A 25,545-nucleotide genomic window follows, 5' to 3' on the forward strand; every position below is an offset into this window, starting at 1 on the left:
GTCAACGGTGGCGCTTACGCACAGCCCACATCGGGGGTGCGGTTGCGCAGCTCGTCGACCAGTACGCGGGTGTTTTCGGAGTAGTCGATCGGCACGTCCAGCAGGTGCACGCCGCCGCCGGCAAAGGCAGCTTCGATCGTGGGCACCAGTTCTTCTACCGAGGTTACCCGTGTGCCCTTGGCGCCGTAGGCTTCGGCGTAGCGCACGAAATCCGGGTTGCCAAAGCGCATGCCGAAATCTTCAAAGCCATCCACGGCCTGCTTCCAGCGGATCATGCCGTAGGCGCTGTCGTTGAGGATGATCACCACCAGGTTCAGGCCCAGCCGCACGGCGGTTTCCATCTCCTGCGAGTTCATCATGAAGCCGCCATCGCCGCACACGGCCAGCACGCGCCGGTTGGGGTACAGCATCGAAGCCATCATCGCCGACGGCAGGCCCGCGCCCATGGTGGCCAGGGCGTTGTCCAGCAGCAGCGTGTTGGCCACGTGGGTGCGGTAGTTGCGGGCGAACCAGATCTTGTACATGCCGTTGTCGAGACAGACGATGCCGTCTTCGGGCATGGCCTCGCGCACGTCGTGCACCAGCCGCTGCGGGGTGACCGGAAAGCGGTCCTCATCGGCCCGGTCGTTGAGGCGCGACAGAATCTTCTGGCGCAGGTCGACCATGCCCTGGTCTTCGGACACCTTGCCTTCCAGCCGCTCGGCGAGGCCATCCACGGTGGCGCCGATGTCTCCAATCACCTCGATATCCGGGTGGTAGACCTGTTCGACCGTGGCTGACTGGAAGCCAACATGGATGACCTTGGGCCCGCCCTTGCCCTTCATCAGGAACGGCGGCTTCTCAACGGTGTCATGGCCGATGGCGATGATCAGGTCGGCGCGCGCCACGGCCTCGTGCACATAGTCGCCTTCGGAAAGCGCGGCGGTGCCCATGTACAGATTCGACCCGCCGGTGACGGCGCCCTTGCCCATCTGGGTATTGAAGAACGGCAGGCGGGTGCGGGAAACGAACGTGGAGAGCGATTCGGTCAGCCACGGGCGGCTGCACGCCGCGCCAATCATCACCAGCGGCCGCTTGGCGGCCAGGATCGCTTCCGCTGCGCGGTCGAGCGCGGCGGCGTGGGCGATGGGGCGCTCCAGCGGGTGGACCGGGATGACCGGCACGTCTTCCACTTCTTCGCCGGCGATATCCTCCGGCAGTTCCAGATGCACCGGGCCGGGCCGCTCTTCCATGGCCACGCGGAAGGCATCCCGCACGGTGGCCGGAATGGCCGCGCCGCTGACGATCTGGCGGGTCATTTTCGTGAGCGGCTTCATCGAGGCCACGATGTCCACGATCTGGAACCGGGCCTGCTTGGCGCTCATCACCGCCTTCTGGCCGGTGATCAGGATCATCGGCCAGGCGCCCAGGTGGGCGTAGGCCGCGCCCGTGGAGAAGTTCAGCGCGCCGGGGCCGAGGGTAGCCAGGCAGACACCCGGCCTGCCGGTAAGGCGGCCGTGGGTGGCGGCCATGAAGGCGGCCGCCTGCTCGTGGCGGGTGAGGACCAGCTCGATGCTGGAGTTGCGAAGCGATTCCAGGAAGTCGAGGTTTTCCTCGCCTGGGACGCCGAAGATGCGATCTACGCCTTCGTTCTCCAGCGCTGCAACCAATAGATCCGAGCCCTTGGGCATGGCGTTGATCCTTGCGATGAGATTGGGTTCGACTATACCCCTGCATGCCCGAATCCCTGATGTCCATCAGGGCCGGCATTGACACTGCCCTCACGCAATTCGGCGCGGTGCCGTCACGCGCTCCGCCGTAGCGTTGCGCGTACTTCTGCCGGAACACACCTTCCCATGCCGCACGCAAGCGATTACCCCGCCGTCCATGGCTCCCTGCTGGTCGTCGAAGACGACGCCGAACTGGCTGGCCTGCTTCAGGACGTGCTGAACATGTCCGGGTATGACGTGGTGCTGGCGGGGTCCAACGCTGACGCGCTTGCCTGCCTGTCCAGTGAGCGGCGGATCGAGGCAGCCATTCTCGATCTGTCGGTCACAGACGGCACCACCCTGCCGGTGGCGGACCGCCTGCGATCTGACCGCGTGCCCTATGTGTTCGCATCGGGCAGCGCCTGCACCCTGCCCGACGAGCATCGCTGGGCGCCGTTCTTCTCCAAGCCATTTCCCATTACGGCGTTGATCAACGCCGTCGAGTCCTGTCGGGCCACCGGAGTGCCCTACCCGGTCGCCGTGTACTGACCGCTCCGGCGGTTCTTACGGCGGTCAGCCGCCCGGCTGCTTGCCAAGCAGGTACTTGAGCCCATGTGTCAATCCGCGCGGGGCCACGCTCAGGTGGTCCTCGTCGTTGAGCACGTCCAGCTGCAGGCGCAGTGACGGGTAGTTGTGCGCGCGCAGCGCGGCCTGCATGTTCTTCGCATCGGCCACCATGTCCGCGTCGTTGCCGAAGGCCGGGGCTTCACGCTCTCCGACATACATGTACACCGATGCCTTGAGATCCTTGTGCGCGGCTGCATAGTCCTTCTCGAACCGCGACATGACATTGCGGTCGTACCAGAACGATGGACTACCCACGATGTAGCCCGCAAACATGTCCGGATCGGTGAAGAGGATCTGGCTGCCCAGCAACGCGCCGTAGGAATGGCCCAGCAAGAGGCGCCGGCTTTCGTCCGTGCGGTAGCGGCCGGCGACGAACGGCAGCACTTGGTCGCGCATATAGGTGATGTAGGGTGCAGCGCCGCCGTGCAGAGCGTCTTTGGGTGCGCTGCTGGGGCCGTTGGGTGTCGGGGTGTAGTCGCGCCGGCGGCTGGTCATGCCATCGTCACCCACCGAATAGGACAGGCCCACCAGGATGAACTCTTCCAGCTTGGGGCCTTCCACATTCAGGCGCCGGCCGATCTGCCGCGCCAACGGAAATGCGTAGTCGGCGTCGGTGACATAGAGCACCGGGTATCTGCGCTCGGGACTGTCCGCGTAGGACGCCGGCAGCGCAACGAACACCTGGTACGTCCGCCCGGAAACCGGGTCGGGAACGTTCCAGACTTCGCTGCCAACGACTTCATAGGGCGCGCCTTCGCCGCGTTGGCCGCCCAGTGCCGAGGCCTTGGCCGGGACCTGCGGGGCCGCCAACGACGTATCGACGAGGGACTCGGAATCGGGGGACTCAGGCGTCTTGGTACACCCGGTGAGAATCAGTGCAAACAGCACACCTGTACCCAGTTTGTTCAACGCTACCTCTCCATGGCCATCGAGCAGAAATCATACTAGTGGCACCGCGCCTCCGGGCCGGATGTGCGTGGCGCTCACGTCAACGAGTGTATTGAATGGCCATTGGTACACACAACAAGGGTCTTCCCATGTCGAATCCCTCTACCGCGCAGGGTCCCGCCGCCCGCGCCTTCGACGCCATCATCATCGGCACGGGCCAGGCCGGGCCGTCACTGGCCGGCCGGCTGGACGCGGCGGGCATGCGCGTGGCCATCATCGAGCGTCATCTGGTGGGCGGTACCTGCGTCAATACTGGCTGCAAGCCGACCAAGACCCTGGTGGCCAGCGCCTATGCCGCGCAGATGGCCCGCCGGGGTGCCGAATACGGGATTTCCACGGGCACGGTGAGCGTGGACATGAAGGTGGTGGAGGCCCGCGCACGCAAGGTGATCATGGATTCGCGCAAAGGCAATGAGGACTGGCTGGCAGGCATGCCCAACGTCGAACTGATTCGTGGCCACGCCCGCTTCGATGGACCGGGCAGCATCACGGTCAACGGAGAGCGCCTTGCTGCCCCCCGCATCTTCGTCAACGTGGGCGGCCGCGCAGCGGTGCCGGACATGCCGGGCCTGCACGACGTTCCCTACCTGACCAACAGCAGCATCGTGGCGCTGGATGCCCTGCCCGCCCATCTGCTGGTGGTGGGCGGCAGTTATATCGGGCTGGAGTTCGCACAGATGTACCGGCGGTTCGGCGCGCAGGTGACCGTCATCGAGCGGGCCGACCGGCTGATCACACGCGAGGACCCGGATGTCTCCGAGGCGGTGCGGGGCATCTTGGAAGATGAGGGCATCGAGGTCCGTACCGGCGCCGACAAGATTGCCTTCAGGAAGATCGACGACGGGATCGAGGTGGCCTTCGAGACCGCCACCGGCCCCGCAGAGGTGGCCGGAAGCCACGTCCTGATCGCCATTGGCCGCCGCCCCAACACGGACGACCTCGGGCTGGACAGCGCAGGGATCGACCGGGACGAGCGCGGTTACATCAAGGTGGATGACCACCTGCAGACCTCGGTTCCCGGCGTATGGGCACTGGGTGACTGCAATGGCCGTGGTGCCTTCACCCATACCGCCTACAACGACTTCGAGATCGTCGCCGCCAACCTGCTGGATGGGGAGGACCGCCGGGTCAGCAGCCGGGTGCCGGGGTATGCGCTGTTCATCGACCCGCCGCTGGGTCGGGCCGGGATGTCCGAGGCAGAGGCGGTGAAGTCCGGCCGGCCTCTGCTCTTCTCCAAGCGGCCCATGACCCGTGTCGGCCGTGCGGTGGAGAAAGGCGAGACCAAGGGGTTCATGAAGGTTGTGGCCGATGCTGAGACCCGGAAGATTCTCGGCGCGGCGATCCTGGGCACTGGCGGCGATGAGGCCATCCACGGCATCCTCGACATGATCAGTGCCGACCGGCCGCTGGATGAACTGCGCTGGGCGGTGCCGATCCACCCCACGGTTTCCGAATTGATTCCCACGCTGCTGGTCGATCTTGCGCCGGCACCTGACCGAGGATGATCTGGATGCGTACTGCTGCGACCGTCTCGCTGTGCCTGGGGCTGTGTACCGCCCTTCTGCTTCCTCCGGGCTGGGCCAAGGCCCCGGTGACCACGGAAAGCCACAGCGAAACAGGCACGCTGCAGGGCGCGCCCTGGCGCATCGACGTGCCGGCCCACTGGAACGGCGAACTGGTGATGTACGCCCATGGCTTCGAGCCCGTCGGCACGCCGCGTCCGGACCCGTGGCCAGGCAACGCGTGGAGCGAGGCGCTGGTCAAGGCCGGTTATGCGGTGGCGCAGAGTGGGTACGCCGACCAGGGCTGGGCCGTGCGCGGGGCCATCGATGATCTGGAGCGGCTGCGCGCGCAGTTCGTGGCCCACCATCCAGACACGAAACGCAGCTGGATCCTGGGCTTCTCGATGGGGGGCGCAGTGGCGATCGGAACGTTGGAGCGGATGCCGGAGCACTACACCGGTGGCATCTCGATGTGTGGCGCCAACCTGCCCGGCGATGTGCTGGCCGCCGAAGTGCTCACCTCGCTGGTGGCGTTCGAGTATTTCTTCCCCGGCGCGAAAGGGCTGCCGGAAGGCGGGCTGAGCTCACCTGCCGCTGCGACGTTACCGCAGGGGGAGATGGTGGATGCCATCGCCGCTGCCGTGCGGTCCCGCCCGGAGGCAGCCGACGTGCTGGCAAAGCGCCTGGAGCTGAAGGGGGATGAGCTGGCGGGCACCATCAGCCTGCATGCCCTTGTGTTCCAGCAGCTGGTCAAGATCAGCGGCGGCATTCCGGTCAGCAACGAGGACACGGTGTATGCCGGCTTCGGCGACGACAAGGCATTCAACGCCGGCGTACGGCGCATTGCCGCGGATCCCGAAGCAAAGGCGACGCTGGATCGCGACCTGGCCCTCACCGGCGCGCTGCGTCGGCCGCTGCTGCTGCAGTACAACCTCAACGACCCTTCCGTGACGCCCCGCTTCGAGCCGATCTACCCGGCGCTTGCCGCCAAGGCAGGCGCGACGCCCCCGCCGAGTACGCTACCGCCCACCGGCGAAGGGCATTGCGCGTTTACGCCGGAACAGATTGTTGAAGCCGTGTCGATCCAGAGCCGGTCGTTGCCTGCGCGCCCCACTGGCGAAGCGCGGCACCCCTGAGCGACTGCTGGCCGCAGCCCGAGGGGCAGCGCAGCACGCGTGCGGCCGAGGTGCTGACGAACCCATCGCCTTCCTGCGCCTTGAACACCGCCTCGCAGGACAGGCAGCGCGCCACCATCGAGTACAGGTGCACGATCCGCCCGCTGCACGGGTCCTGCAGCGCGTTCACATCCAGCAGTTCGAACTGGCAGCTGTCCGGCAGCGGGCGGCGCGGAAGCGGAAGGGGCATGGAGGTCTGCAGGTTCACGCTATCGGCGCCGTCGGGGGAATGGCAACCACTGTAGGCAGCGCGGTGTGGAGCGCGCGTGCAGCCGGCATGCAGTGCGCGCGAAAGGCGCACCCGTACTACGCCTCGCCCAACGCGACCTTGCCGGCAGACGTCAGGTCGATATCGCTGTCTTCGGCCTGTACCGCCAGACCTTCGGTGACGGCCCAGGTGGCATCGTCCGCTGACACGGGATCGGTCGCCTCGATGGCCCGCAGAATGGCTAGTTGCTTGTCGGTCAGTGGCATGGTCGGCGTTCCGTAAGGTGGTGAGCCGACTCTACTTCGGGTAGAGCAACGTGACCGTGAACCGAACCCCCCAGTCCGGCCCGCCACGCGGGCCATCCAGATAGGCGCGCACGCCGCCTTGATAGCTGATCATCTGACTACCCAGCTTGCTCACCCTGGAGTACTGGATGTTGAGCGGGGCGGTCCATTGGCTGGCCTTCCAGTCATAGGTGGACTCGATGTTGAACGCCAGGGTTCGGCCGCCGGGGAGCGCCTTGGCCAGAAACGGCTGGACAAAGGTGTTGCTGATGTCGCGCCGGCCCGATCCGGTGCCGGCAATGTCCGAGATGTGGTTCACCAGCGCGCCCACGGTCCAGCTCTTGTCCTGCTTGAGCACCACGAAGGTGGGCCCGGCACCCCAGGTGTCGGCGCCCAGGTCGTCGGTTCCGGTAGGCAGCAGCAGGGCAGGCCCGATTCCCCAGAGGATGCCAGAGGACCCGGTCTCCTTCGGCGAGAAGAAAAAGCTCTGGGTGATGTCGCCCATGCCGGCCTGATCGGTGCCTGGAACCACGTCCTTCTGGTACGCCAGCGGCAGGATGGTCCGGGAGATCACATTCCATTCTTCGGCAATGGAAAACGGCGCAACCGGCTGGATGTTGAGCGTGTGTCGGTAGCCCCCGTTGGCGTAGCCGTCATCATAGGTGTATTGAAACGGGACGCTGATCAGCGCCGCGACGGGATTGGAAAGCTTCTTCGCCAGCGCGTCGGCATCCTGCGCCTGCACCGGCTGCGAGAGCACCAGCAGGACTGAGGCAATGAGCAACGCCAAGCGCAGAGGACCGCGCCCCTGTGGTTTGGCGGACATCGGGAGATTCACGGTAAACAACCGCCGATCCATAGTGCATCACCAACAGTGCGCGAGGGTTCGTTCGAGGATGTCCGATAGCCTCCCGATCTGCTTCCGTACTTCTACCGACCCGCGCCCAGTGATTGATGCACGCCGGCACTGGCACCCGTACCCGGCCCCCACTATCGTAGGCGCCTTCCCTGCCCGGCTCCGCGCACTGATGCACTCCGCCCTTGCCCACCCCGCCGCCTGCGAGAACTGCAGCACCCCGCTGCAGGGCGATTTCTGCCATGAATGCGGCCAGTCCGCACACAGCCCGGTACGCAGTTTCGGCCACGCGGTGGAAGAGGTGTTCGAATCGTTCTGGCACCTGGATGGGCGCATCTTCCGCACCCTGCACCAGCTGCTTCTGCCTGGCCGGCTGGCGGCGGCCTACCTGGCCGGCCACCGCACCCGCTACATCCCGCCGATCCGGCTGTTCGTGATCCTCAGCGTGCTGACCTTCTTCGTGGCGCGGTTGGCGGTGCACGTGGATGCGGGTTCCCTGGTAAGCCAGACTCCCCGCCCGCCGGAAGTGCCGGGTGCGTTCCGTGATGCCACCACCCACGACGAGGTGCAGCAGGTGCGCCGTGCGCTGCTGGCACCGTTGCAGCAATCGCGCGACGCAATGCCCGAGTCCCTTCGCGCGCCGATCGACAGTGCCATTGCCAAGGTGGACAGGCAAGCCGCCAAGCGCGAGCGCGAACTGAAGGAGCACCCGCCGGTCGCGTCGGCCCGCAAGCCCCCCGCTGCCAAGCCGTTCACCGTGCAGGACATGGCGACACAGAAGTCAGACCCGGTAGAGATAAGTTTCCTGCCCGGGTTCGCCAACCGCTGGCTGACCGGCCAGACCGAGATCATCCGCAGCAACCTGCCCCGTATCAGCGAACGGCCGCAGCTGCTGGTCAACGCGTTCTTCGGCTCCGTGCCTTCGGCGCTGTTCGTGCTGGTGCCGTTGTTTGCGGTGCTGCTGAAGGTGTTCTACCTGGGCAGTGGCCGGCTGTACCTGGAGCACCTGGTGGTGGCGTTGTACAGCCATGCGTTCCTGTGCGTGGCGCTGCTGGGCATCCTGCTGCTGTCGATGCTGGGCGGGCAGATGGCCACCGTGCCTGGCGCGGGGGTTGTCATAGGCCTGCTGATCACGGCGCTGCTGCTGTGGATGCCGCTGTATCTCTGGTTGATGCAGCGGCGGGTGTACGCACAATCCTGGCTGGTGACCACGCTCAAGTTCGTCGCGCTGGGATGGCTGTACTTCACCGTGGTCACCACCGCGACCGTCATCCTTGCGATCGCGAGCCTGGCGCGGGTCTGAGCCCGTGGGCTATCCCGCCCGACTCTGCTGATCCATCCCGATGCCAGGTGCGGTACGGTTCGCATGCCGCCAGCCCGCCGACTGCTGCAGCTGCTGCACCATGTGGCCGAGGAACGCCCGTACCCGCGGTGCCACCTGTTTCCCGGGTGAGTAGACGGCACTCAGCGGCGAAGTCGCCAGCGCGCAGTTGGCCAGTACTTCCTTCAAGCGCCCGGCGTCAAGGTCATCGGCCACGTCCCAGATCGACTTGCGGGCGATGCCGGCGCCCTGCACCGCCAGCATGTGCGCCGCCTCGCCATCGTCGCAGAGCGTGCTGGCGTCCAGCGGGAACGCGATGGTGCCACCCGGCTGCGCGAACACCCAGTGCGACACCGGCGGGCTGCCTGAGGCGATCAGATCGTGGTCGTGGAGGTCGTCGATGCTCAGCGGCGTGCCGCGGCGGCGCAGATATTCAGGGGAGGCGCACAGGATGCGACGGTTCGGCGCCAGTTCGCGCGCCACCAGGCGGGAATCGTCCAACGCGCCATAGCGCAGCGCCAGCTCCACGCCTTCGCCGACCAGATCCACCAGCTCATCGCGCAGCGACAGGTGCACGCGCACCCCGGGATGCGCCTGCTGGAAGCTGCGCACGGCCGGCACCACGTGGCGGCGCCCGAATCCGTTGGGCGCGGTGAGCTTGAGCACGCCGGCTACCATGTCCTGGCGCTGCTCCAGCGCCGCCTCGGCCGCTTCCACCGCATCCAGCACGCGGCGGCAGTGCAGGTGGAACAGGCTGCCCTCGTCGGTAAGCGAGGCGCGCCGTGTGCTGCGGTTCAACAGCCGCACCTGCACGCGCCGCTCCAATGCGGTGAGGCGCTTGCTGACCACGGCGAGCGAAATCCCCAGGTCGCGGGCGGCGGCGGAAAGGCTGCCGCCGTGCACGATGCGGTCGAAGGTGCGCAGCTCGTTGAGGTCGTCGATCACGCCGGTGTTTCCAGTCTGGCAAGAGTTCCTTTCCCATATTGCCATTACGGAAACAGTCGCACATCCACACAATGGTCGCATTCATGCCAGCCGCGGAAGGGCCGGCCGCATTCGGCGAGCAAGCTGCCGCGACAGGACCCGCGCCATGCTCAGCCACAGCCACCCACCAGGTAGCCGCACAATGAAAGATGATGCCGACCAGAACCGGCCGACGCTGACCCGTCGCCGCTTCTTCCAGGGGCTTACCCTGCTCCCCGTAGCCGCCGCCCTCCCCGGCTGCGCACCCGGCACCCCCGCCGAACCTGGCACCCAGGCCGCCACGCCGGCCAAGGACTACACCCCCGAATTCTTCAACGCCGCCGAATGGGCGTTCATCACCGCTGCCTGCGACCGCCTGATCCCCTCCGATGAGACCGGCCCCGGCGCGGTGGAATCGGGCGTGCCCGAGTTCCTGGACCGGCACATGCAGACCCCCTACGCGGCAGGCGCCATCTGGTACATGCAGGGCCCCTTCCTGGAAGCGCCCAGCGAGTTCGGCTACCAGGGCAAGCTGGCCCTGCGTGACATCCTGAAGGTGGGCATCGATGCGTTCGATGCGCACTGCCGCAGTCAGTTCGATGGCAAGACCTTCGCCCAGCTCAGCCATGAGCAGCAGGAAACCCTGCTCAAGGCGGCCGAGGGCGGCAAGCTGGAACTGGAGGCGATCTCCAGCAAGCTGTTCTTCTCCAACCTGCTCGGCGAAGTAAAGAATGGCTACTTCGCCGATCCCAAGTACGGCGCCAACAAGGATATGGCGGCCTGGAAGATGATCGGCTACCCGGGCATGCGCGCGGACTACATAGACTGGATCGGCGTCCGCAACAAGGCCTACCCCCTGCCGCCGGTGGACCTGGCCGGGCGGAGGGGCTGAGCCATGGCGATCACGAAACCGAAGGTCGATGCGGTCATCGTCGGCATGGGTTGGACCGGGGCGATCCTTGCCAAGGAACTCACCGATGCCGGCCTGCACGTGGTGGCACTGGAACGCGGCGGCGACCGCGATACCCAGCCCGATTTCGCCTACCCGAAGGTGGTGGACGAGCTGGAAGGCTCGGTCCACCGCAAGTACCTGCAGAGCCTGAACCAGGAAACGGTGACGGTGCGCCACACCCTGGCCGATACCGCAGTGCCCTACCGGCAGATGGGCTCGTTCAAGCCCGGGACCGGCGTGGGCGGCGCGGGCAGCCACTGGTCCGGCGCGCACTTCCGGCCGCTGCCGGAAGACCTGATCCTGCGCACCAATGTGGAAGAACGCTACGGAAAGAGCTTCATCCCGGCGGACATGACCATCCAGGATTTCCCGGTCACCTATGCCGAACTCGAGCCGCATCTGGCCATGTTCGAGCTGGTGTGCGGCACCTCCGGCAAGGCGGGCGTGATCAACGGCGTGGTGCAGGAAGGCGGCAACCCGTTCGAAGGCTCACGCTCGGGCGAATATCCGCTCGGCCCAAACCCGAACTACCTGGGCGGCGAGCAGTTCTACAAGGCGGCCAAGGAAATGGGCTGGCACCCTTACCCGATTCCGGCCTCGAACGCCTCCGGCCCGTATGTGAACCCCTACGGCTGCCAGCTGGGCCCGTGCAACGCGTGCGGCTTCTGCAGCGACTACGGCTGCCTCAACTATTCCAAGGCCAGCCCGAACGCCTGCATCCTGCCGGTGCTGCGCCAGCGCCCGAAATTCGAGCTGCGCACGCATTCGCAGGTGCTGCGGGTGAACCTGGACAGCACCAAAGCCAAGGCCACCGGCGTGACCTACCTGGATGCGCAGGGCCGTGAAGTGGACCAGCCGGCCGACATGGTGCTGCTGTGCGCGTTCCAGCTCTACAACGTGCACCTGATGCTGGTCTCCGGCATCGGTGAAGCCTACGACCCGCAGACCAACACCGGCACCGTGGGACGCAACTACTCCTACCAGAACCTCAACCGGGTGGTGCTGTTCTTCGACAAGGACGTGCAGGCGAACGGTTTCATCGGCATCGGTGGTGCCGGCACCACCATGGACGACCTCAACGGCAACCAGCTGGACAACGCCAAGGCCGGCTTTGTCGGTGGCGGCCTGGTCTGGGCGCGCCAGCCCGGCGCCGGCCCGGTGCGCGGCATCAACGTGCCCTCCGGCACGCCGAACTGGGGCGCGGCGTGGAAGAAGGCAGCGGCCGACAACTTCCGCCACAACTTTTATTACGAGGTGCAGGGTGCGTGCATGTCCTACCGGCAGAACTACCTGAGCCTGGACCCGAACTACAAGGACTCCTTCGGCCGCCCGCTGCTGCGCATGACCTTCGATTGGCATCCGAACGAGATCAAGGCTTCCCAGTTCTTCGTGGACCAGGCCATGCAGATGAGCCGCACGCTCAATCCGCTGTCGATGAGTGGAGATGCCAAGAAGAACGGCGAGCACTACAACATCACCAAGTACCAGAGCACGCACACCTGCGGCGGCGCGATCATGGGCGCAGACCCGAAGACCTCGGCGTTGAACCGCTACCTGCAGAGCTGGGACGTGCCGAACGTGTTCGTGATCGGTGCCAATGCGTTCCCGCAGAACAACGGCTACAACCCCACTGGGCTGGTCGGCGGGCTGGCCTACTGGGCAGCAAAGGCGATCCGCGAGAAGTACCTGCCCGATCCGGGCCCACTGGTCCAGGCTTGAGGAGGCGCGCATGAAGAAGCTTCTTCTCTGGATCGTGGTGATCGGCCTGGTGGTGCTGCTGGCCGCGCTGGCCTATGCGTTCATTCCCACCAAGACCCGCGTCCTGGCCGATGGCCCCACCGCCGACGCGGCGCTGATCGAGCGCGGGCGCTACCTGGCTGCGGCCGGCGACTGCACCGCCTGCCACACCAGGCCGGGCGGCAAGCCGTTTGCCGGCGGGCTGCCGGTGGCCTCGCCGCTGGGCAACATCTACAGCACCAATATCACGCCGGACAAGGAAACCGGGATTGGCGCTTACTCGCTGGACGACTTCGACCGCGCGGTGCGGCACGGCATCGCACCCGATGGCCGCACGCTGTATCCGGCCATGCCCTACCCGTCCTACGCACGCATCACCGATGACGATGTGCGGGCATTGCACGCGTACTTCGTGCACGGCGATATCGCGCCGGTGCGGCAGGAAAACCGGGGCGTGGACATCACCTGGCCGCTGTCGATGCGCTGGCCGCTGGCGATCTGGCGCAAGACCTTCGCGCCGGACGCGGAAGCGGTGGCATTCGATCCTAGCCACTACAACAATCCCCAGCTGGCCCGCGGCGCTTACCTGGTACAGGGCCTGGGCCACTGCGGCAGCTGCCACACGCCGCGCGGCTTCGCGCTGCAGGAAAAAGCACTGGACGAATCCGGGGCTGCCTATCTGTCGGGCGGCCAGGTGATCGATGGCTGGAACGCGGTGAACCTGCGCGGCAACGCGGCCGATGGCCTGGGCCGCTGGTCCGAGCAGGACATCGTGGACACCCTGCGTACCGCCCGCAACGCGCACAGCGCGGTGGTGGGCACGCCGATGGCCGACGTGGTCCGGCACAGCACGCAGAAGCTCACCGACGACGACCTGAAGGCGATCGCGGTCTACCTCAAGCAGCTGCCGGCCAGTGCGCAGGATCCTTCTGCGTACACCGCCAGCGATGCCACCGCGCGCAAGCTGCAGACCGGCATCAACGACAGCCGCGGTGCTGTGCTGTTCGTCGACAACTGCGCCGCCTGCCACCGCACCGATGCCAGGGGTTACACCAACGTGTTCCCTGCCATCGCCGGCAACCCGACCGTGCTGGCCGATGACCCGACCTCGGTGATCCGCCTGTTGCTGGCCGGCAGCGAGCTGCCCTCCACCGCCCTGCGCCCCTCCAACCTGGGCATGCCCGGGTTCGCCGAGCGCCTGTCGGATACCGAGATCGCGCAGCTGGCGACCTTCATCCGCCAGGACTTCGGCAACAATGCGGGCACGGTGACCGCCGACCAGGCCAGAAAGGTCCGCCAGCACCTGCAGGACGAGGCCAAGGCGGCCAAGGCCGCGCATGATCCGACGACCGCGCGGGACAGCGAAGACGCAGAATAAAAACAGGCTGGCGCGCGACACGCGCGCCAGCATCAGCTGCGGCGGTACTGGCCAGGCGACATGCCGTACACGCGGCGGAAGGCCGCGCCGAACGCCGCGTCGGAAAGAAATCCAAGCGACGCGGCAATCCGTGACACGCTGCTGACCGTGTTCTTCAATCGCAACGCCGCGACCCGCATCCGCCACCGGGCAGCATAGGCTACCGGGGCCTGCCCCACCGCCTGCCTGAAGCGCAACGCGAATGCCGAGCGGGACATCCCGGCGATCGCGGCCAACGCCTGGAGCGTCCACGGCTGTTCGGGCGCCGCATGGATGCTGCGCAGCGCCGCCGCGATGGGCGGATCCTTGAGACCACCCAGCCACCCCAGCGCATCCACATCGGCCGTATCGATATGCTGCCGCAGCGCATGCACGAACATCAGACGCAGCAGGTCATTGCAGACCACACGGGCACCTGCGTGCCCGGCCCGCCATTCGCGATCCAGCGCATCAAGCAGCCAGGCGATGGGCGATGCCCCGCACGGCTGCGCGCGGATGACAATGGCGCCGGGAAGCAGTTCCAGCAGTTCGGACGCAGCCGGTCCCTGCAGGGTGACGCTGCCGCCGAGCAGCGCAACATCCTCACCACTGCCGTACCGCCCAGCGTCGGGTGAACCGGAAAATACCTGCGCGGCGTCGATGGCTGGCACGGCCGGATCGCTCGCCAACACGAACGGTGTTGCCTTGACCACAAAACAATCGCCCGCCTGCAGCGCCACTGAAGGCATGCCTTCCACCCGTAACCAGCAGCTGCCACGTCGAACGACGTTGAACTTCAGTGCAATGGGCCGGAAGCGCAGCGCCCAATCGCCCCCTGCTGACAGCCGCACCGAACATGCGGCGCTCAGGCCGGAAAGGCTGAGCACATCGGACAGGGGATCGGCGGGCAGGTCCTGGATGATCACGACAGAAATATAGACGCCAGCAGCTGGTTCGTCCATTTGAGACAGGGAAAATAGACGCACATCCCCGCTACAGGCCCGCCCCATGCTCACCCCCCAGCAGCCCCTTGGAAGTCCCTTTGGCCCCGCCAGCACTGCCGCCGACGTCATGGCCGGTATCGACCTGATCGGCAAGCGCGCCATCGTCACCGGCGGCTACTCCGGTCTTGGCCGGGTCACGGTCAGCCACCTGGTCCAGGCCGGTGCCGAGGTGATCGTGCCGGCACGCGACGTGACCCGCGCCCGTTCGGCGCTGGCGGGCCTGTCCGGGGTCGAGATCATGCCGATGGACCTGTTCACGGCGGCTTCGGTCGACGCCTTCGGCGCTGCGATCGTCCGTCGTGGGGTTCCGGTGCACCTGCTCATCAACAGCGCCGGGATCATGGCCACGCCGCTGTCGCACGATGCCGACGGGCACGAGGCTCAGTTTGCGACCAATCACCTCGGTCATTACCGCCTTGCGTGCGGACTCTGGCCGGCGCTGCGGGCCGCAGAAGGCTGCAGGGTCGTAGCGGTCTCCTCGCGGGGCCATCAGCTCGCAGGGGTGGACCTGGATGACATCGATTTCGACCGGCGCCCGTACGACAAATGGGTGGCGTACGGCCAAAGCAAGACCGCCAATGCGCTGTTCGCACGCGCGTTGGATGCACGCGGCCGCGATCACGGCATTCGTGCCTTCTCGCTGCATCCTGGCCAGATCCTTACCGACCTGGCGCGCCATCTCAGCGAAGAAGAGCTCTCTGCGTTCGATGCGCTGGATGCACAGGGAAACCCCAAGGTCGACCCTGAGAAGGGCATGAAAACCGTCGAACAGGGCGCGGCCACCACCCTCTGGTGCGCAACCAGCCCACTGCTTGCCGGCCACGGCGCGGTGTATTGCGAGGATTCCGATGTCGCTCCACTCAACGATGGGGCCATGGGCCGCAAGGGCGTGGCAGCCTGGGCGGCGGACGATGCCATTGCCGAACAACTGTGGGTGTTGTCGGCGCAATGGACCGGGCACGACGTCAGCTGAGCGTGCACACGGCGGCGCCTCGTTCAGCGTTCCCCAGCATGAAAGCCCCAGATCGGGGAGAATAGCGGCCCGCTGAACCTGCGGCCCGGGCGCACTACCCCGGCCGCCATCCTGCCGTCATCTCCGGATCCAACGTGAACGCTATCGCCTCCCCTCCCGCCGACGCCCTGCCCCAGGACGAGCTGCCCCTGACCGACCGCCTGCGCGCTGCGCTGGACCTGCTGGAGGCGATCGAGGCCGACCGCGCCGTGCTGGACACGCTGCCGGAAGATGACCGCGTGCGTTTCCACCAGGTCGTGGCCAAGGTCTACCACCCCGAGCCCAAAGCGCGCCGGGCGATGCTCAAGCAGCAGGCCAAGGCCCGCCACCAGGAAAAGGTGCGCAAGGCCGAAGCGCTGCTGGAACAGACCGGCATACGCGCGCTGCGCCGCAAGCCGGTGTTCAGTACGCCGAACTACTTCCCGCCGCACAAGGCCGGCCTGCACGATCCGCACAACGGTGAAAACGCCGACGCCACGCCGGAGCCGGTGCATTCGCCGGAACTGCGCCACTGCTATGTGTGCAAGCAGAAGTTCACCCAACTGCACCATTTCTACGACCAGATGTGCCCGGCCTGTGCCGAGCTGAACTTCATCAAGCGCACCGAAACCGCCGACCTGCGCGGCCGCGTGGCGCTGCTCACCGGCGGCCGGGTCAAGATCGGCTACCAGGCGGGCCTGAAGCTGCTGCGCGCCGGTGCCGAGCTGATCGTTACCACGCGCTTCCCGCGCGATTCGGCCGCACGCTATGCCGAAGAGCCGGACTTCGCCGAATGGGGCCACCGTCTGCAGGTGTACGGCCTGGACCTGCGCCACACGCCCAGCGTGGAAGCGTTCTGCAACGAGCTGCTGGCCACGCGCACGCGGCTGGACTTCATCATCAACAACGCCTGCCAGACCGTGCGCCGCCCGCCGCAGTTCTACGCGCACATGATGGCCGGCGAAACCGCCGCCCTGCACGACCTGCCGGACACCATCCGCAAGCTGGTGGGGCAGTACGAAGGGCTGCGCAGCCCGGAGATGCTGGGCCTGGGCTCGGATGCCAACGTGCCCTCGCTGCAGGAGCAGGCGCTGGTGGGGGCCGATGGCCTGACCCGCGCGGCCGAGCTTTCGCAGGTGCCGTTGCTGGCCGATGAACTGCTGGGCCAGCAGCACCTGTTCCCCGAAGGTCGGCTGGACCAGGACCTGCAGCAGGTGGACCTGCGCGGGCGCAATTCGTGGCGCCTGCTGATGGCCGAAGTGCCGTCGGTAGAACTGCTGGAAACCCAGCTGGTCAACGCCATCGCACCGTTCATCATCAATGCGCGCCTGAAGCCGCTGATGCTGCGTTCGCCCGAGCGCGACAAGCACATCGTCAACGTGTCGGCGATGGAGGGGCAGTTCTACCGCAACTTCAAGACCACCCGCCACCCGCACACCAACATGGCCAAGGCCGCGTTGAACATGATGACGCGCACCTCGGCGGCCGATTACCAGAACGATGGCATCCACATGAACTCCGTGGATACCGGCTGGGTCACCGATGAGGATCCGGCAGAGATCGCCGCGCGCAAGGTGGAGGAAGAACGCTTCCACCCGCCGCTGGACATCGTTGATGGTGCCGCGCGCATCGTCGACCCGATCATCCACGGCTTCAACACGGGCGAGCACGTGTGGGGCCAGTTCCTGAAGGATTACGCGCCCACCGACTGGTGAGGCGCGCGACGGCGCCAGCAGGATGCTGGCGCCTTCATGTCGCAATGTATCTGATGCGAATGATTCGTGATACGATTGTTAAAGTTGTCTGAAACAACGCACACGGACGTCCCAGCCATCGCCAGCGGACCCTCTTGCTCAGGAGTTTGCTCGATGCACGTTTCCTCCCGTTCCGCCCATGTCTCCGCCGTTCTGGCCGCCGCCATCACCCTCGCCCTCTCCGCCCAGGCCCATGCAGCCGCCGATGCCGCGGGCGATGCCAAAAACATGGACACCGTGGTGGTCACCGCCACCGGTGCCCAGCAGTGGATCAAGGACGCCCCCGCCAGCATCAGCGTGATCACCCGCCAGGAAATCGAGCGCAAGCCGGTGACCAGCATCGGCCAACTGCTCAGCACCGTGCCGGGCGTGACCGGTGGCTACGCGCTGTCAGGTGCGCAGTCCAAGATCCGCCTGCGCGGCCTGCCCGAGCAGTACACGCTGATCCTCATCGACGGCCGCCGCCAGGGCAATTCGTCCGGCGTGAACTACCGCGATGACCTGGGTCCGCAGGATCTGAACTGGCTGTCGCCGGACATGATCGAACGCATCGAAGTGGTGCGTGGCCCGATGTCGTCGCTGTACGGCTCCGATGCCATGGGCGGGGTGATCAACATCATCACCCGCAGGATCGCCCCGGAATGGGGTGGCTCGGTCACCTTCAACTACAGCAAGCCGGATTCGTCCACGCGCGGCAACACCACCCAGATGGGCGCGCTGTTCAGCGGCCCGCTCACGGAAAACCTGGGCCTGCGCATCGGCGCCAACGTGACCGATCGCAAATCCGATCGTGGTCGTGGTCAGACCCCGGGCACCAAGGCGGAAAATGCCAACGCGCTGCTCAACTGGGCGATCAACGGCGACCACACCGTGGGCTTCGAAGCCACCCATGGCGTGCAGCGCAACCGCGGTGGCGGCGATGTCGGCGCATGGGGCCTGTCCAAGCTGGTGCACACCGGCTATGTGGTGACCCATGACGGTCGCTATGGTGATGCCAGCACTTCCAAGTCCACGCTGACCCAGAACGATTACGAGGACAAGGGCAGCCAGGTGGGCAACCACTCCAAGGAGACGGTGTTCGATACCGCCTTCGCCACCGGTTTCCACCTGGGCGTCGAGCACCGCTTGAACGTGGGCGGGCAGTGGAAGCGCGAGGAGCTGCAGAACACCGACACCATCGGCACCGTGCCGGTGACCTGGAGCGGCAGCGGCCGGATCAGCCCGACCAACGAGGCCGATTCGTGGGCGCTGTTCGCCGAAGATCACATCACCCTGCATGAGCGCTTCACCCTGACCCTGGGCCTGCGCTGGGACAACACCGAAAACTACGACGACAACCTCAGCCCGCGCATCTACGGCGTGTGGCACCCGTCCGATGACTGGACCGTGCGCGGCGGCGTATCGCAGGGCTTCCGCGCCCCGAACTTGAAGCAGGGCAGCGCCGGCGCGGCCACCCAGTCCGGCGGCAACGGCTGCCGCAGCCTGACCGTGGAAGGCTGGACCAACCGGTCGGTCAGCGCCGATGGCACCACCGGCTGCTACATGGCCGGCAACCCGAACCTGGAACCGGAAACCAGCACCAACTACGAGCTGGGCGTCGGCTTCGATCGCGGCGGCTGGTCGGCCTCGGCCACCTACTTCCTCACCGACTTCGACGACAAGATCGAACAGGTGCCGCTGCGCGAGATTCCCGGCTACGACTCCAGCTTCGTCAACGGTTTCTGGTGGACGGTGGCGCAGAACATCCAGAAGGCGCGCACCCGGGGCGTGGAAGCCAGCGTCACCGTGCCCCTGCACGAGCGCCTGAGCTGGACCACCAACGCCACCCGCATGCTGGAATCGAAGAACCGCACCACCGGCGCGAACCTGCTGGTGGTGCCGAAGATCACCGCCAACACCTCGCTGGACTGGCAGGTCACCGAGGCGTGGTCCTTGAACCTGAGCGCGCAGCACATCGGCGAGCAGCTGGTCTCCAGCACCAGCGCGACGTTCGCCAAGGCCTACACCACGTGGGACCTGGTGACCGGGTTCAACGTCAACGAGAACCTGACCCTGCGCGCAGGCGTGCTGAACGCAGGCGACGTCTCCACCATCGACGAAGGCAACAACTACGACGGGGGTGCGCGCACCTTCTTCGTGGGAGCTACTGCGCGGTTCTGATCGGTCAGAGCTTCATGTTGAAGGCGAGATGGAGCGAGCGCCCCGCAGCCGGTGAGAACATCGGCTGCGGCTGCTCCCAGAAGAAGCTGTCGTACCACGCATAAGCGTACTGGCGGTCCGTGGCGTTCTTCATCTGCACATCGACGCTCCAACGGGGCGTGATGTCATAGCGGGCGCTGAGGTCCAGCACCGCGAAGCCACCGTACTTGCCGGCCGCGTTGCGCTCTTCCAGGTAGTAATCGCCCTGCGCCCTGCCCTGCAAGCCGAGCTGCAGTGCTTCAGTAGCCTGGTAATCCAGGCCGATGTTGCTGATGTAACGCGGGGTGGCGGCGACTTCACGCCCCTCCAGCGACAGGCTGGCATCGCGACCATCACGCTCGATCCTGGCCTCCTGGTACGCGTGGGAGGCCCATACCGTCCACTTCTCCCCCACCTGCGCGCTGATCTGCGCATCCACGCCACGCCGGCGGGTCTTGCCCAGGGTCACGGTGGTACCGGTGGCGGGCATGTTGGACACTTCGTTGGCCGCATCCTGCTGCCATACCGCGATACGCGCCTGGCTGCCGGCAAACGGGCTGAACTTCATGCCCAGCTCCATGCCGGTATTGGTGGAGGGGTTCATGGCGCCCTGCCCCGGCGTGAGGTAGGCCGGCGCAGTGGAGCCGGTCAGCACCTGGAACGTGCGGCCCCAGTTGGCATAGACGTTGGTGCTGTCGGTGAAGGCATAGACCACGCTCAGCTTGGGCTGCTCGATGGTGCCGTAGCGCTGCAGCGGGCCGGTGATGCCGCCCGGCAGGCGGGTATCGCCATCGAAACGGTCCACCCGGTACGCCGGCACGATCTTCAGCGCGTCGATGGGCTGGTAGATCGCCTGCACATACGCGCCGTAATTGTCGAAAGTGTGGCGGTCGTTGTTCTGCACGCGTGCCGGGGGGGCGCTGAAGTCGGTGGGCTCGGCGTAGCTGAAACGCTCGCGGATGTAACCGTTGTCCTGGTGCTCGACATTCACCCCACCTTCGAGGGTCAGGGTGGCGCCGGGCTGCCAGGTCAGCGTGGTGAGCATGCCGGTCTGCGTTTCGTCCCACACGCGGCGCTGGCGCGGCGCATTGCCGGTGGGCAGGTCACTGAAGGTCACCCGGCGGTCGTCTTCGTAGCGGTTGTAGTACAGCTTGCTGCCCAGGAACAGGGTGTCGGCCAGCTTCAGGTCCATGTGCACGCCGATCTGGCGCATGTCACGGTCGTCGCCGTCGTTGGCGTTTCGCAGCTGAGAGCCGCGGCGGTCGGTACGCAGCTCTTCGGCCGTCATGAAACCCGGCTCATCGGCTTCGTGGTGGTAGGCACGTGCAGTGAGACCGATGCGCATGCCGTCGTCCAGACTCCCGTAGAACCACTTGCCGCCGATGGCGTACTTGCGTGAGCTGTCATGGTCACGATACCCCTCCGAGGCCTGGGTGCCGATGAAGTAGTTCTGCGCGAAGCCGTTGTTCTCCCGGCCGATGGCCAGCTGCGCATCACGCGTGTTGTAACTGCCGTAGCTGAACCGGCCGTCGGTGTAGGTGCCGCCCTGGCGCGTGCCGAAGTTCACGTTGCCGCCGATGTTGTGCAGGCCGTAACGCGGATCGTTGGTGCCACGCACCACCTCGATGAAGCTGATTTCCAGCGGAAACAGCATGTCGATGAAGCGCTGGTTGCCGCTGTTGACGTTGCTGGGCACGCCATCGATCAGCGTCTTGATCGCATTGAGATAGCCCTCGCCATTGAAGGCGCGGAAGCTGACCTTGCCCGATTCGGCGCCCTGGCGGGTTTCGGTGAGCTGGATGCCGGGCATCTGGCCGAGCAGTTCCCAGCTGTGCGAGACGTTCTTGTCCTCGATCTGGTCGGCGCCAAGCACGTCCACCGAGGTCAGCACCTGATGGGCGGTCAGCTGGCCTTCGGTGTGCTGGTGTGCGTCTACCCGGCCCAGCGTGAGCGCAGCGTCGGACGATTGGGCGCGGGAGTCGGGGGCGAGCAGAACGGCGGCGAGGGCCGCAACGAGGGCGTGGATCTTCATGTCAGAGCGCTGGAAGTAATGTGACACTATAACATTACGTTACTCAGACGTAACACCGTATTTCACCGGCCACTGCCCGGCGGCTCTCTACGATGGGTCCAGACGCGACGGAGGGTCGCGTCGAAATGCGCTGTGGAGCCACCGGATGACCGAAAGTGCACGCCAGGCAGCATTGGATTCCCTGCGGATCCTGGATTCGGACCCCGAACCGTTCTTCGATGCGTTGACCCGCGCCGCACATGCCCTGACCGGCATGCCGGTCGCGATGATTTCCCTGATCGATGGCGAACGACAATGGTTCAAGGCCCAGGTGGGCCTGGATGTGGCCACCGAGACTGCGCGCGACATCTCGTTCTGCACCTGGGCGATCCAATCCGACATGGTGCTGGAAGTGGAGGACGCGCGGGACGACCCACGGTTTGCCGACAACCCGATCGTAGTGGGCCCGCCGTACGTGCGGCATTACCTGGGCGCGCCGATCCGGCTGGAGGGCGGCAGCCGGATCGGCACGCTGTGCCTGCTCAACCCGGAGCCCGGGCGCGCGAGCCTGGGGCAGCGCGAAGCACTGGCATGGCTTGCGCGGGTAGCGGCCATCGGCATGGAGCAGCGCGCCAGCCTGCTCAACCGTATTGCCGAGAGCAACCGGCTGCACCACCAGCTGCAACGCAGCCAGCGCTTCCTGGAGCGCACCAATACCCTGGCCAAAGTCGGCGGCTGGGAGCTGGCGCTCGACACCCGCATACTGGACTGGACCCGGGAAACCCGTTTGATCCATGGCGTGGCCGAGGAGTTCGATCCGAGCCTTGACGCCGCATGGGCGTTCTACCCTGACGCAAGCCGGGCCCTGCTGCAGGATGCCATTGCGTCCTGCGCCGCCGATGGGACCCCCATCGACCTCACGGTAAAGGCAACCAAGGCCGGCGGCGAACGCAGTTGGGTCCACATCGTAGGGCAACGCGTGGATGACGCGACCGGTACCCGGCTGATCGGTGCCATTCAGGACGTGACCGAACAACGCACGGCCAGCGACGCGTTGGCGCACAGCGAGGCACGCTACCGCCGGCTGTTCCAGCACAGCCTGGGACTGATCTGCACGCATACCCTGGACGGGGTGATCACCTCGGTCAATCCTGCCGCGTCGTTGTCGCTGGGACGACCGGAGGCCGAACTGCTGGGGCGTTCGCTGGGCGAGATCATCCCCGTCGAGAAGCAGCCGCACCTGCAGCACTACCTGCAGCGGATCGTGGAGAACCAGAGCGATTCGGGGCTGATGGAGCTGGTGGCCGAGGACGGCTCGAAGCGCTATTGGGCCTACCACAACGTGCTGGATACCGAGGCCGACCCACCCTACGTGCTGGGCCACGCACAGGACATCACCACCCAGCACCTGCAGGAGCGGCAGCTGCTCGAGCTGGCCATCCGCGACCCGTTGACCCGCGCCTTCAATCGCCGGTATCTGAGCGAGCTGGCCGGGAATCAGCTGGATGCGTGGGGCTGTCTGGTGTTCGACCTGGATCACTTCAAGGAGATCAATGACACCCAGGGGCACGCCCACGGCGACGCCGTGCTGGTGGAGTTTGTGGCGTTCCTGTCAGCCCCGCTTGATGAAGGCGAAGTGGTGGTACGTCTGGGCGGCGACGAGTTCCTGGTCTTCGTCCCCGGCGCAACGCTGGGAAGATTGCAGGCACTGGAGGCCGGGTACCAGCAGCGCGCCCACCTCGCGCCGATCCGCTTCTCAGGCGGCTGCGCGATCAACCGGGCGTCGGAAGCCGTCGCCGATACCATCAACCGCGCGGACATGAAGCTGTATGAGCGCCGGCGCAGGGAAAGGCGTGCCGGTGGCTGACAACGCCCCCACCTTCAGGCATGCACCGCCTGCCTGCCACCGTGCTGGACCGCAGCGGGAACGCGCGGGCCCTGCACCGCGCGCCCCTGCACCACCGCCAGCACCCGGCTGACCCGCTGCACGGCGCCCCGCAGCTCCGGCTCCAGGCCGATGATGTACACAAATCGCCCATCGAACCGTGCGCTGGCGTCTTCCAATCCTTCGCCCTGCAACAGTGCCTTGTCGAGCGCATGGGCCCAGGCGCGCGACGGCGCAGCGTCCAGCTCGATCACCACCGCCATTTCGCCCAGATCCAGCGACATGGTTTCGATCCGCAGTACCTGCGGCGCCTTGAAACTAGTATGTGATGCGCTCATGACCCGTCTCCCGCTGGACACGCTGGAAGTATCCTCAGCCGGTGCCAAGGCGGCGTCAAGACAGCCATCCGACCACGACGCCTTAACCCGCGCTCCTTATGCTGACAGCCCGCCTTGGGCACAGCGCCCGGGCTGACCCTCGTTCCGTCCGGATCGCTTGACCGAAGCACTGGGCACTGCAAAGGAGTCGCAATGAAGAAGCTGCACGCTGCCGTTCTCGCCGGATGCCTGTTGGGCATGAGTTCCCTCGCTTTCGCGGAAGTCGCCAACCTGACCAACAGCGCCGACGGCGCCAATCGCGACGCGGGAATCGCCGCGGTCAAGAAGAAGCTGCAGGACGCCTGCACCGAGCGCAAGGGCACGCCGGATGCGGCCTCCTTCGAGGTGGTGTTCGAGAAGACCAGCGAGAACCCGAACGTACCCAAGCCATACTATGTGGACGGCAGGATGAAGTGCGATCTGCCGTAAGGCACCGCTGCCGGATACGTCCATCGCCGGGCCACGTCCCGCTGTTATAGTCCACGCATCGTGACGGGCGCGGTGCCCGTCCTTGGATCACACGGAGCGGGTCATGGGTCTTGTACAGGCAGTGAAGGGTGCAGTGGGCGGCGTGCTGGCCGACCAGTGGAAGGACTTCTACACCGTGCCGGCGGGCCTGCCGGCCACCGCGGCGCTGTTCGCGGCCGTGCCGCAGGGCACCAACGCCGGGCGCGGGTCCAATACCAGCGGCTCGTCCAACATCATCACCAACGGCTCGAAGATCGTCGTGCCGGAAGGCTACGGCCTGCTGCTGTTCCAGGATGGCGCCATCACCGGCTTCGTGGCCGAACCGGGTGGCTACGAATGGCGCTCGGATGACCTCAATTCGCAGTCGATCTTTGCTGGCGACGGCATCGTCACCCCGCTGATCAAGCAGAGCTGGGAGCGCTTCAAGTTCGGCGGCCAGCCGGGCGGCCAGCAGGCGGCGTTCTTTGTCTCGCTCAAGGAACTGCCTGACAACCGCTTCGGCACCCAGTCGGAAATCTACTGGGACGACGGCTTCCTCAACACCCAGGTCGGTGCGGTCACGCGTGGCTCGTACACGTTGAAGATCGTCGACCCGATCCTGTTCGTGAAGAATTTCGTGCCGGCCATCTACCTGCAGCCGGGCAAGGTGTTCGACTTCACCGACCTGGACAACGCGGCGGCCAGCCAGCTGTTCAACGAAGTGGTGGGCTCGCTGGCCCCGGCGTTCAGCCTGTACACCAACGATCCCGGCAAGGGCAACCGCATCACCAAGCTGCAGCAGGATTCGCTGGGCTTTGCCCAGAGCCTGTCGGCGGCGGTTGAACAGGGCTACCAGTGGAAGTCCGACCGTGGCCTGGCCATCGTCAAGACCGCCATTGTCTCCATCGAATACGACGCCAACACCCGCGAGCTGCTCAAGACGGTGCAGCGCGCCGATGCGCTGTCCGGTGGCCGCGGCAATTCCAACCTGCAGGCCAGCGTGGCCCAGGGCATCCAGTCGGCCGGTGAGAATGGCGGCGCGGCCGGCCTGGTCGGGGTCGGCATGGCGACCGGCATGTTCGGTGCGGCCGGCATGCAGCAGCCGGTCACCCCGGCAGCACCGGCGGCCGACGATCCGGTGGCCAAGCTCCAGAAGGCCAAGGAGATGCTGGACCTCGGCCTGATCACCCAGGACGACTACAACGCACTCAAGGCCAAGGCACTGGGTCTGTAAGGCGGAC

Annotated in this window: 22 protein-coding genes; 13 read left to right on the forward strand and 9 right to left on the reverse strand. The window is 66.1% G+C overall.

Going from position 1 to position 25,545, the window contains the following annotated elements:
- Window positions 1-14: 14 nt before the first annotated feature.
- A complete protein-coding gene (locus ACGFZ3_RS17140; protein ID WP_392923864.1) occupies window positions 15-1,670 on the reverse strand; it encodes an acetolactate synthase large subunit in 1,656 nt (551 codons plus the stop codon).
- 165 nt (window positions 1,671-1,835) lie between these two features.
- On the opposite strand from ACGFZ3_RS17140, the gene ACGFZ3_RS17145 reads away from it, so the two are divergent.
- Complete coding sequence (locus tag ACGFZ3_RS17145; protein ID WP_392923867.1) at window positions 1,836-2,237, forward strand: response regulator; 402 nt, start codon at window positions 1,836-1,838, stop codon at window positions 2,235-2,237.
- 24 nt (window positions 2,238-2,261) lie between these two features.
- On the opposite strand, the gene ACGFZ3_RS17150 is transcribed toward ACGFZ3_RS17145, so the two are convergent.
- Window positions 2,262-3,224, reverse strand: coding sequence for an alpha/beta hydrolase (locus ACGFZ3_RS17150; protein WP_392923870.1), 963 nt, complete (start codon window positions 3,222-3,224; stop codon window positions 2,262-2,264).
- 128 nt (window positions 3,225-3,352) lie between these two features.
- On the opposite strand from ACGFZ3_RS17150, the gene ACGFZ3_RS17155 reads away from it, so the two are divergent.
- On the forward strand, window positions 3,353-4,768 hold the full coding sequence (locus ACGFZ3_RS17155; protein ID WP_392923873.1) for an FAD-containing oxidoreductase: 1,416 nt from the start codon (window positions 3,353-3,355) through the stop codon (window positions 4,766-4,768).
- Window positions 4,769-4,773: 5 nt separating this feature from the next.
- Window positions 4,774-5,901 carry an alpha/beta hydrolase family protein gene (locus ACGFZ3_RS17160; RefSeq protein WP_392923876.1) on the forward strand — a complete coding sequence of 376 codons (1,128 nt, stop codon included), beginning with the start codon at window positions 4,774-4,776 and terminating at the stop codon, window positions 5,899-5,901.
- On the opposite strand, the gene ACGFZ3_RS17165 is transcribed toward ACGFZ3_RS17160, so the two are convergent.
- The 3 genes from ACGFZ3_RS17165 to ACGFZ3_RS17175 all read right to left on the reverse strand — a co-directional run bounded on the left by ACGFZ3_RS17165 (window position 5,816) and on the right by ACGFZ3_RS17175 (window position 7,258).
- Window positions 5,816-6,148 carry a hypothetical protein gene (locus tag ACGFZ3_RS17165; RefSeq protein ID WP_392923879.1) on the reverse strand — a complete coding sequence of 111 codons (333 nt, stop codon included), beginning with the start codon at window positions 6,146-6,148 and terminating at the stop codon, window positions 5,816-5,818. The genes ACGFZ3_RS17160 and ACGFZ3_RS17165 overlap by 86 nt on opposite strands.
- Window positions 6,149-6,246: 98 nt before the next feature.
- Window positions 6,247-6,414 carry a hypothetical protein gene (locus ACGFZ3_RS17170; RefSeq protein ID WP_392923881.1) on the reverse strand — a complete coding sequence of 56 codons (168 nt, stop codon included), beginning with the start codon at window positions 6,412-6,414 and terminating at the stop codon, window positions 6,247-6,249.
- Window positions 6,415-6,445: 31 nt separating this feature from the next.
- A complete protein-coding gene (locus ACGFZ3_RS17175; protein ID WP_392923884.1) occupies window positions 6,446-7,258 on the reverse strand; it encodes a transporter in 813 nt (270 codons plus the stop codon).
- A 202-nt stretch (window positions 7,259-7,460) separates the two neighbouring features.
- Here ACGFZ3_RS17175 and ACGFZ3_RS17180 point away from each other — a divergent pair, with 202 nt between their 5' ends.
- Window positions 7,461-8,591, forward strand: a complete 1,131-nt coding sequence (locus ACGFZ3_RS17180) for a DUF3667 domain-containing protein (RefSeq protein WP_392923887.1) — start codon at window positions 7,461-7,463, stop codon at window positions 8,589-8,591.
- 9 nt (window positions 8,592-8,600) lie between these two features.
- Here ACGFZ3_RS17180 and ACGFZ3_RS17185 read toward each other — a convergent pair whose 3' ends face one another.
- Window positions 8,601-9,554: a LysR family transcriptional regulator gene (locus ACGFZ3_RS17185; RefSeq protein ID WP_392923890.1), complete on the reverse strand. Its 954-nt coding sequence runs from the start codon at window positions 9,552-9,554 to the stop codon at window positions 8,601-8,603.
- A 181-nt stretch (window positions 9,555-9,735) separates the two neighbouring features.
- Between ACGFZ3_RS17185 and ACGFZ3_RS17190 the strand changes: the two genes are divergently transcribed.
- From ACGFZ3_RS17190 to ACGFZ3_RS17200, 3 genes are read left to right on the forward strand one after another with little or no spacing between them, the layout of a single operon-like run.
- Window positions 9,736-10,464, forward strand: coding sequence for a gluconate 2-dehydrogenase subunit 3 family protein (locus ACGFZ3_RS17190; RefSeq protein ID WP_392923892.1), 729 nt, complete (start codon window positions 9,736-9,738; stop codon window positions 10,462-10,464).
- Between the two features lie 3 nt (window positions 10,465-10,467).
- Complete coding sequence (locus ACGFZ3_RS17195; RefSeq protein WP_392923895.1) at window positions 10,468-12,243, forward strand: GMC family oxidoreductase; 1,776 nt, start codon at window positions 10,468-10,470, stop codon at window positions 12,241-12,243.
- Between the two features lie 10 nt (window positions 12,244-12,253).
- Entirely contained in the window at window positions 12,254-13,639 is a 1,386-nt protein-coding gene (locus ACGFZ3_RS17200) for a cytochrome c (RefSeq protein WP_392923898.1), read from the forward strand.
- Window positions 13,640-13,671: 32 nt separating this feature from the next.
- Here ACGFZ3_RS17200 and ACGFZ3_RS17205 read toward each other — a convergent pair whose 3' ends face one another.
- On the reverse strand, window positions 13,672-14,763 hold the full coding sequence (locus ACGFZ3_RS17205; protein ID WP_392924257.1) for an AraC family transcriptional regulator: 1,092 nt from the start codon (window positions 14,761-14,763) through the stop codon (window positions 13,672-13,674).
- Between ACGFZ3_RS17205 and ACGFZ3_RS17210 the strand changes: the two genes are divergently transcribed.
- From ACGFZ3_RS17210 to ACGFZ3_RS17220, 3 genes are all read left to right on the forward strand, one after another.
- The gene (locus ACGFZ3_RS17210; protein WP_392923901.1) at window positions 14,729-15,634 is read left to right on the forward strand and encodes an SDR family NAD(P)-dependent oxidoreductase; all 906 of its coding nucleotides are present in this window, start codon (window positions 14,729-14,731) and stop codon (window positions 15,632-15,634) included. The two genes, ACGFZ3_RS17205 and ACGFZ3_RS17210, sit on opposite strands and share 35 nt — an antisense overlap.
- A gap of 134 nt (window positions 15,635-15,768) precedes the next feature.
- On the forward strand, window positions 15,769-17,367 hold the full coding sequence (locus ACGFZ3_RS17215; RefSeq protein WP_392923904.1) for an SDR family NAD(P)-dependent oxidoreductase: 1,599 nt from the start codon (window positions 15,769-15,771) through the stop codon (window positions 17,365-17,367).
- A gap of 153 nt (window positions 17,368-17,520) precedes the next feature.
- The gene (locus ACGFZ3_RS17220) at window positions 17,521-19,566 is read left to right on the forward strand and encodes a TonB-dependent receptor domain-containing protein (protein WP_392923906.1); all 2,046 of its coding nucleotides are present in this window, start codon (window positions 17,521-17,523) and stop codon (window positions 19,564-19,566) included.
- A gap of 4 nt (window positions 19,567-19,570) precedes the next feature.
- On the opposite strand, the gene ACGFZ3_RS17225 is transcribed toward ACGFZ3_RS17220, so the two are convergent.
- Window positions 19,571-21,616 (reverse strand): TonB-dependent receptor, encoded by a 2,046-nt coding sequence (locus ACGFZ3_RS17225; protein ID WP_392923909.1) that lies wholly within the window; start codon window positions 21,614-21,616, stop codon window positions 19,571-19,573.
- A 145-nt stretch (window positions 21,617-21,761) separates the two neighbouring features.
- Between ACGFZ3_RS17225 and ACGFZ3_RS17230 the strand changes: the two genes are divergently transcribed.
- Window positions 21,762-23,462 carry a diguanylate cyclase gene (locus tag ACGFZ3_RS17230; protein ID WP_392923911.1) on the forward strand — a complete coding sequence of 567 codons (1,701 nt, stop codon included), beginning with the start codon at window positions 21,762-21,764 and terminating at the stop codon, window positions 23,460-23,462.
- 14 nt (window positions 23,463-23,476) lie between these two features.
- Here ACGFZ3_RS17230 and ACGFZ3_RS17235 read toward each other — a convergent pair whose 3' ends face one another.
- Window positions 23,477-23,818, reverse strand: coding sequence for a hypothetical protein (locus ACGFZ3_RS17235; protein WP_392923914.1), 342 nt, complete (start codon window positions 23,816-23,818; stop codon window positions 23,477-23,479).
- Between the two features lie 192 nt (window positions 23,819-24,010).
- Here ACGFZ3_RS17235 and ACGFZ3_RS17240 point away from each other — a divergent pair, with 192 nt between their 5' ends.
- Both ACGFZ3_RS17240 and ACGFZ3_RS17245 read left to right on the forward strand, forming a co-directional pair.
- Window positions 24,011-24,286 (forward strand): hypothetical protein, encoded by a 276-nt coding sequence (locus tag ACGFZ3_RS17240; RefSeq protein WP_392923917.1) that lies wholly within the window; start codon window positions 24,011-24,013, stop codon window positions 24,284-24,286.
- A 103-nt stretch (window positions 24,287-24,389) separates the two neighbouring features.
- A complete protein-coding gene (locus ACGFZ3_RS17245) occupies window positions 24,390-25,538 on the forward strand; it encodes an SPFH domain-containing protein (RefSeq protein ID WP_392923920.1) in 1,149 nt (382 codons plus the stop codon).
- The last annotated feature ends 7 nt before the right edge of the window (window positions 25,539-25,545 follow it).

Origin of the sequence: Stenotrophomonas sp. NPDC047960 (assembly GCF_043204395.1) — a bacterium.
Lineage (GTDB): Bacteria > Pseudomonadota > Gammaproteobacteria > Xanthomonadales > Xanthomonadaceae > Stenotrophomonas.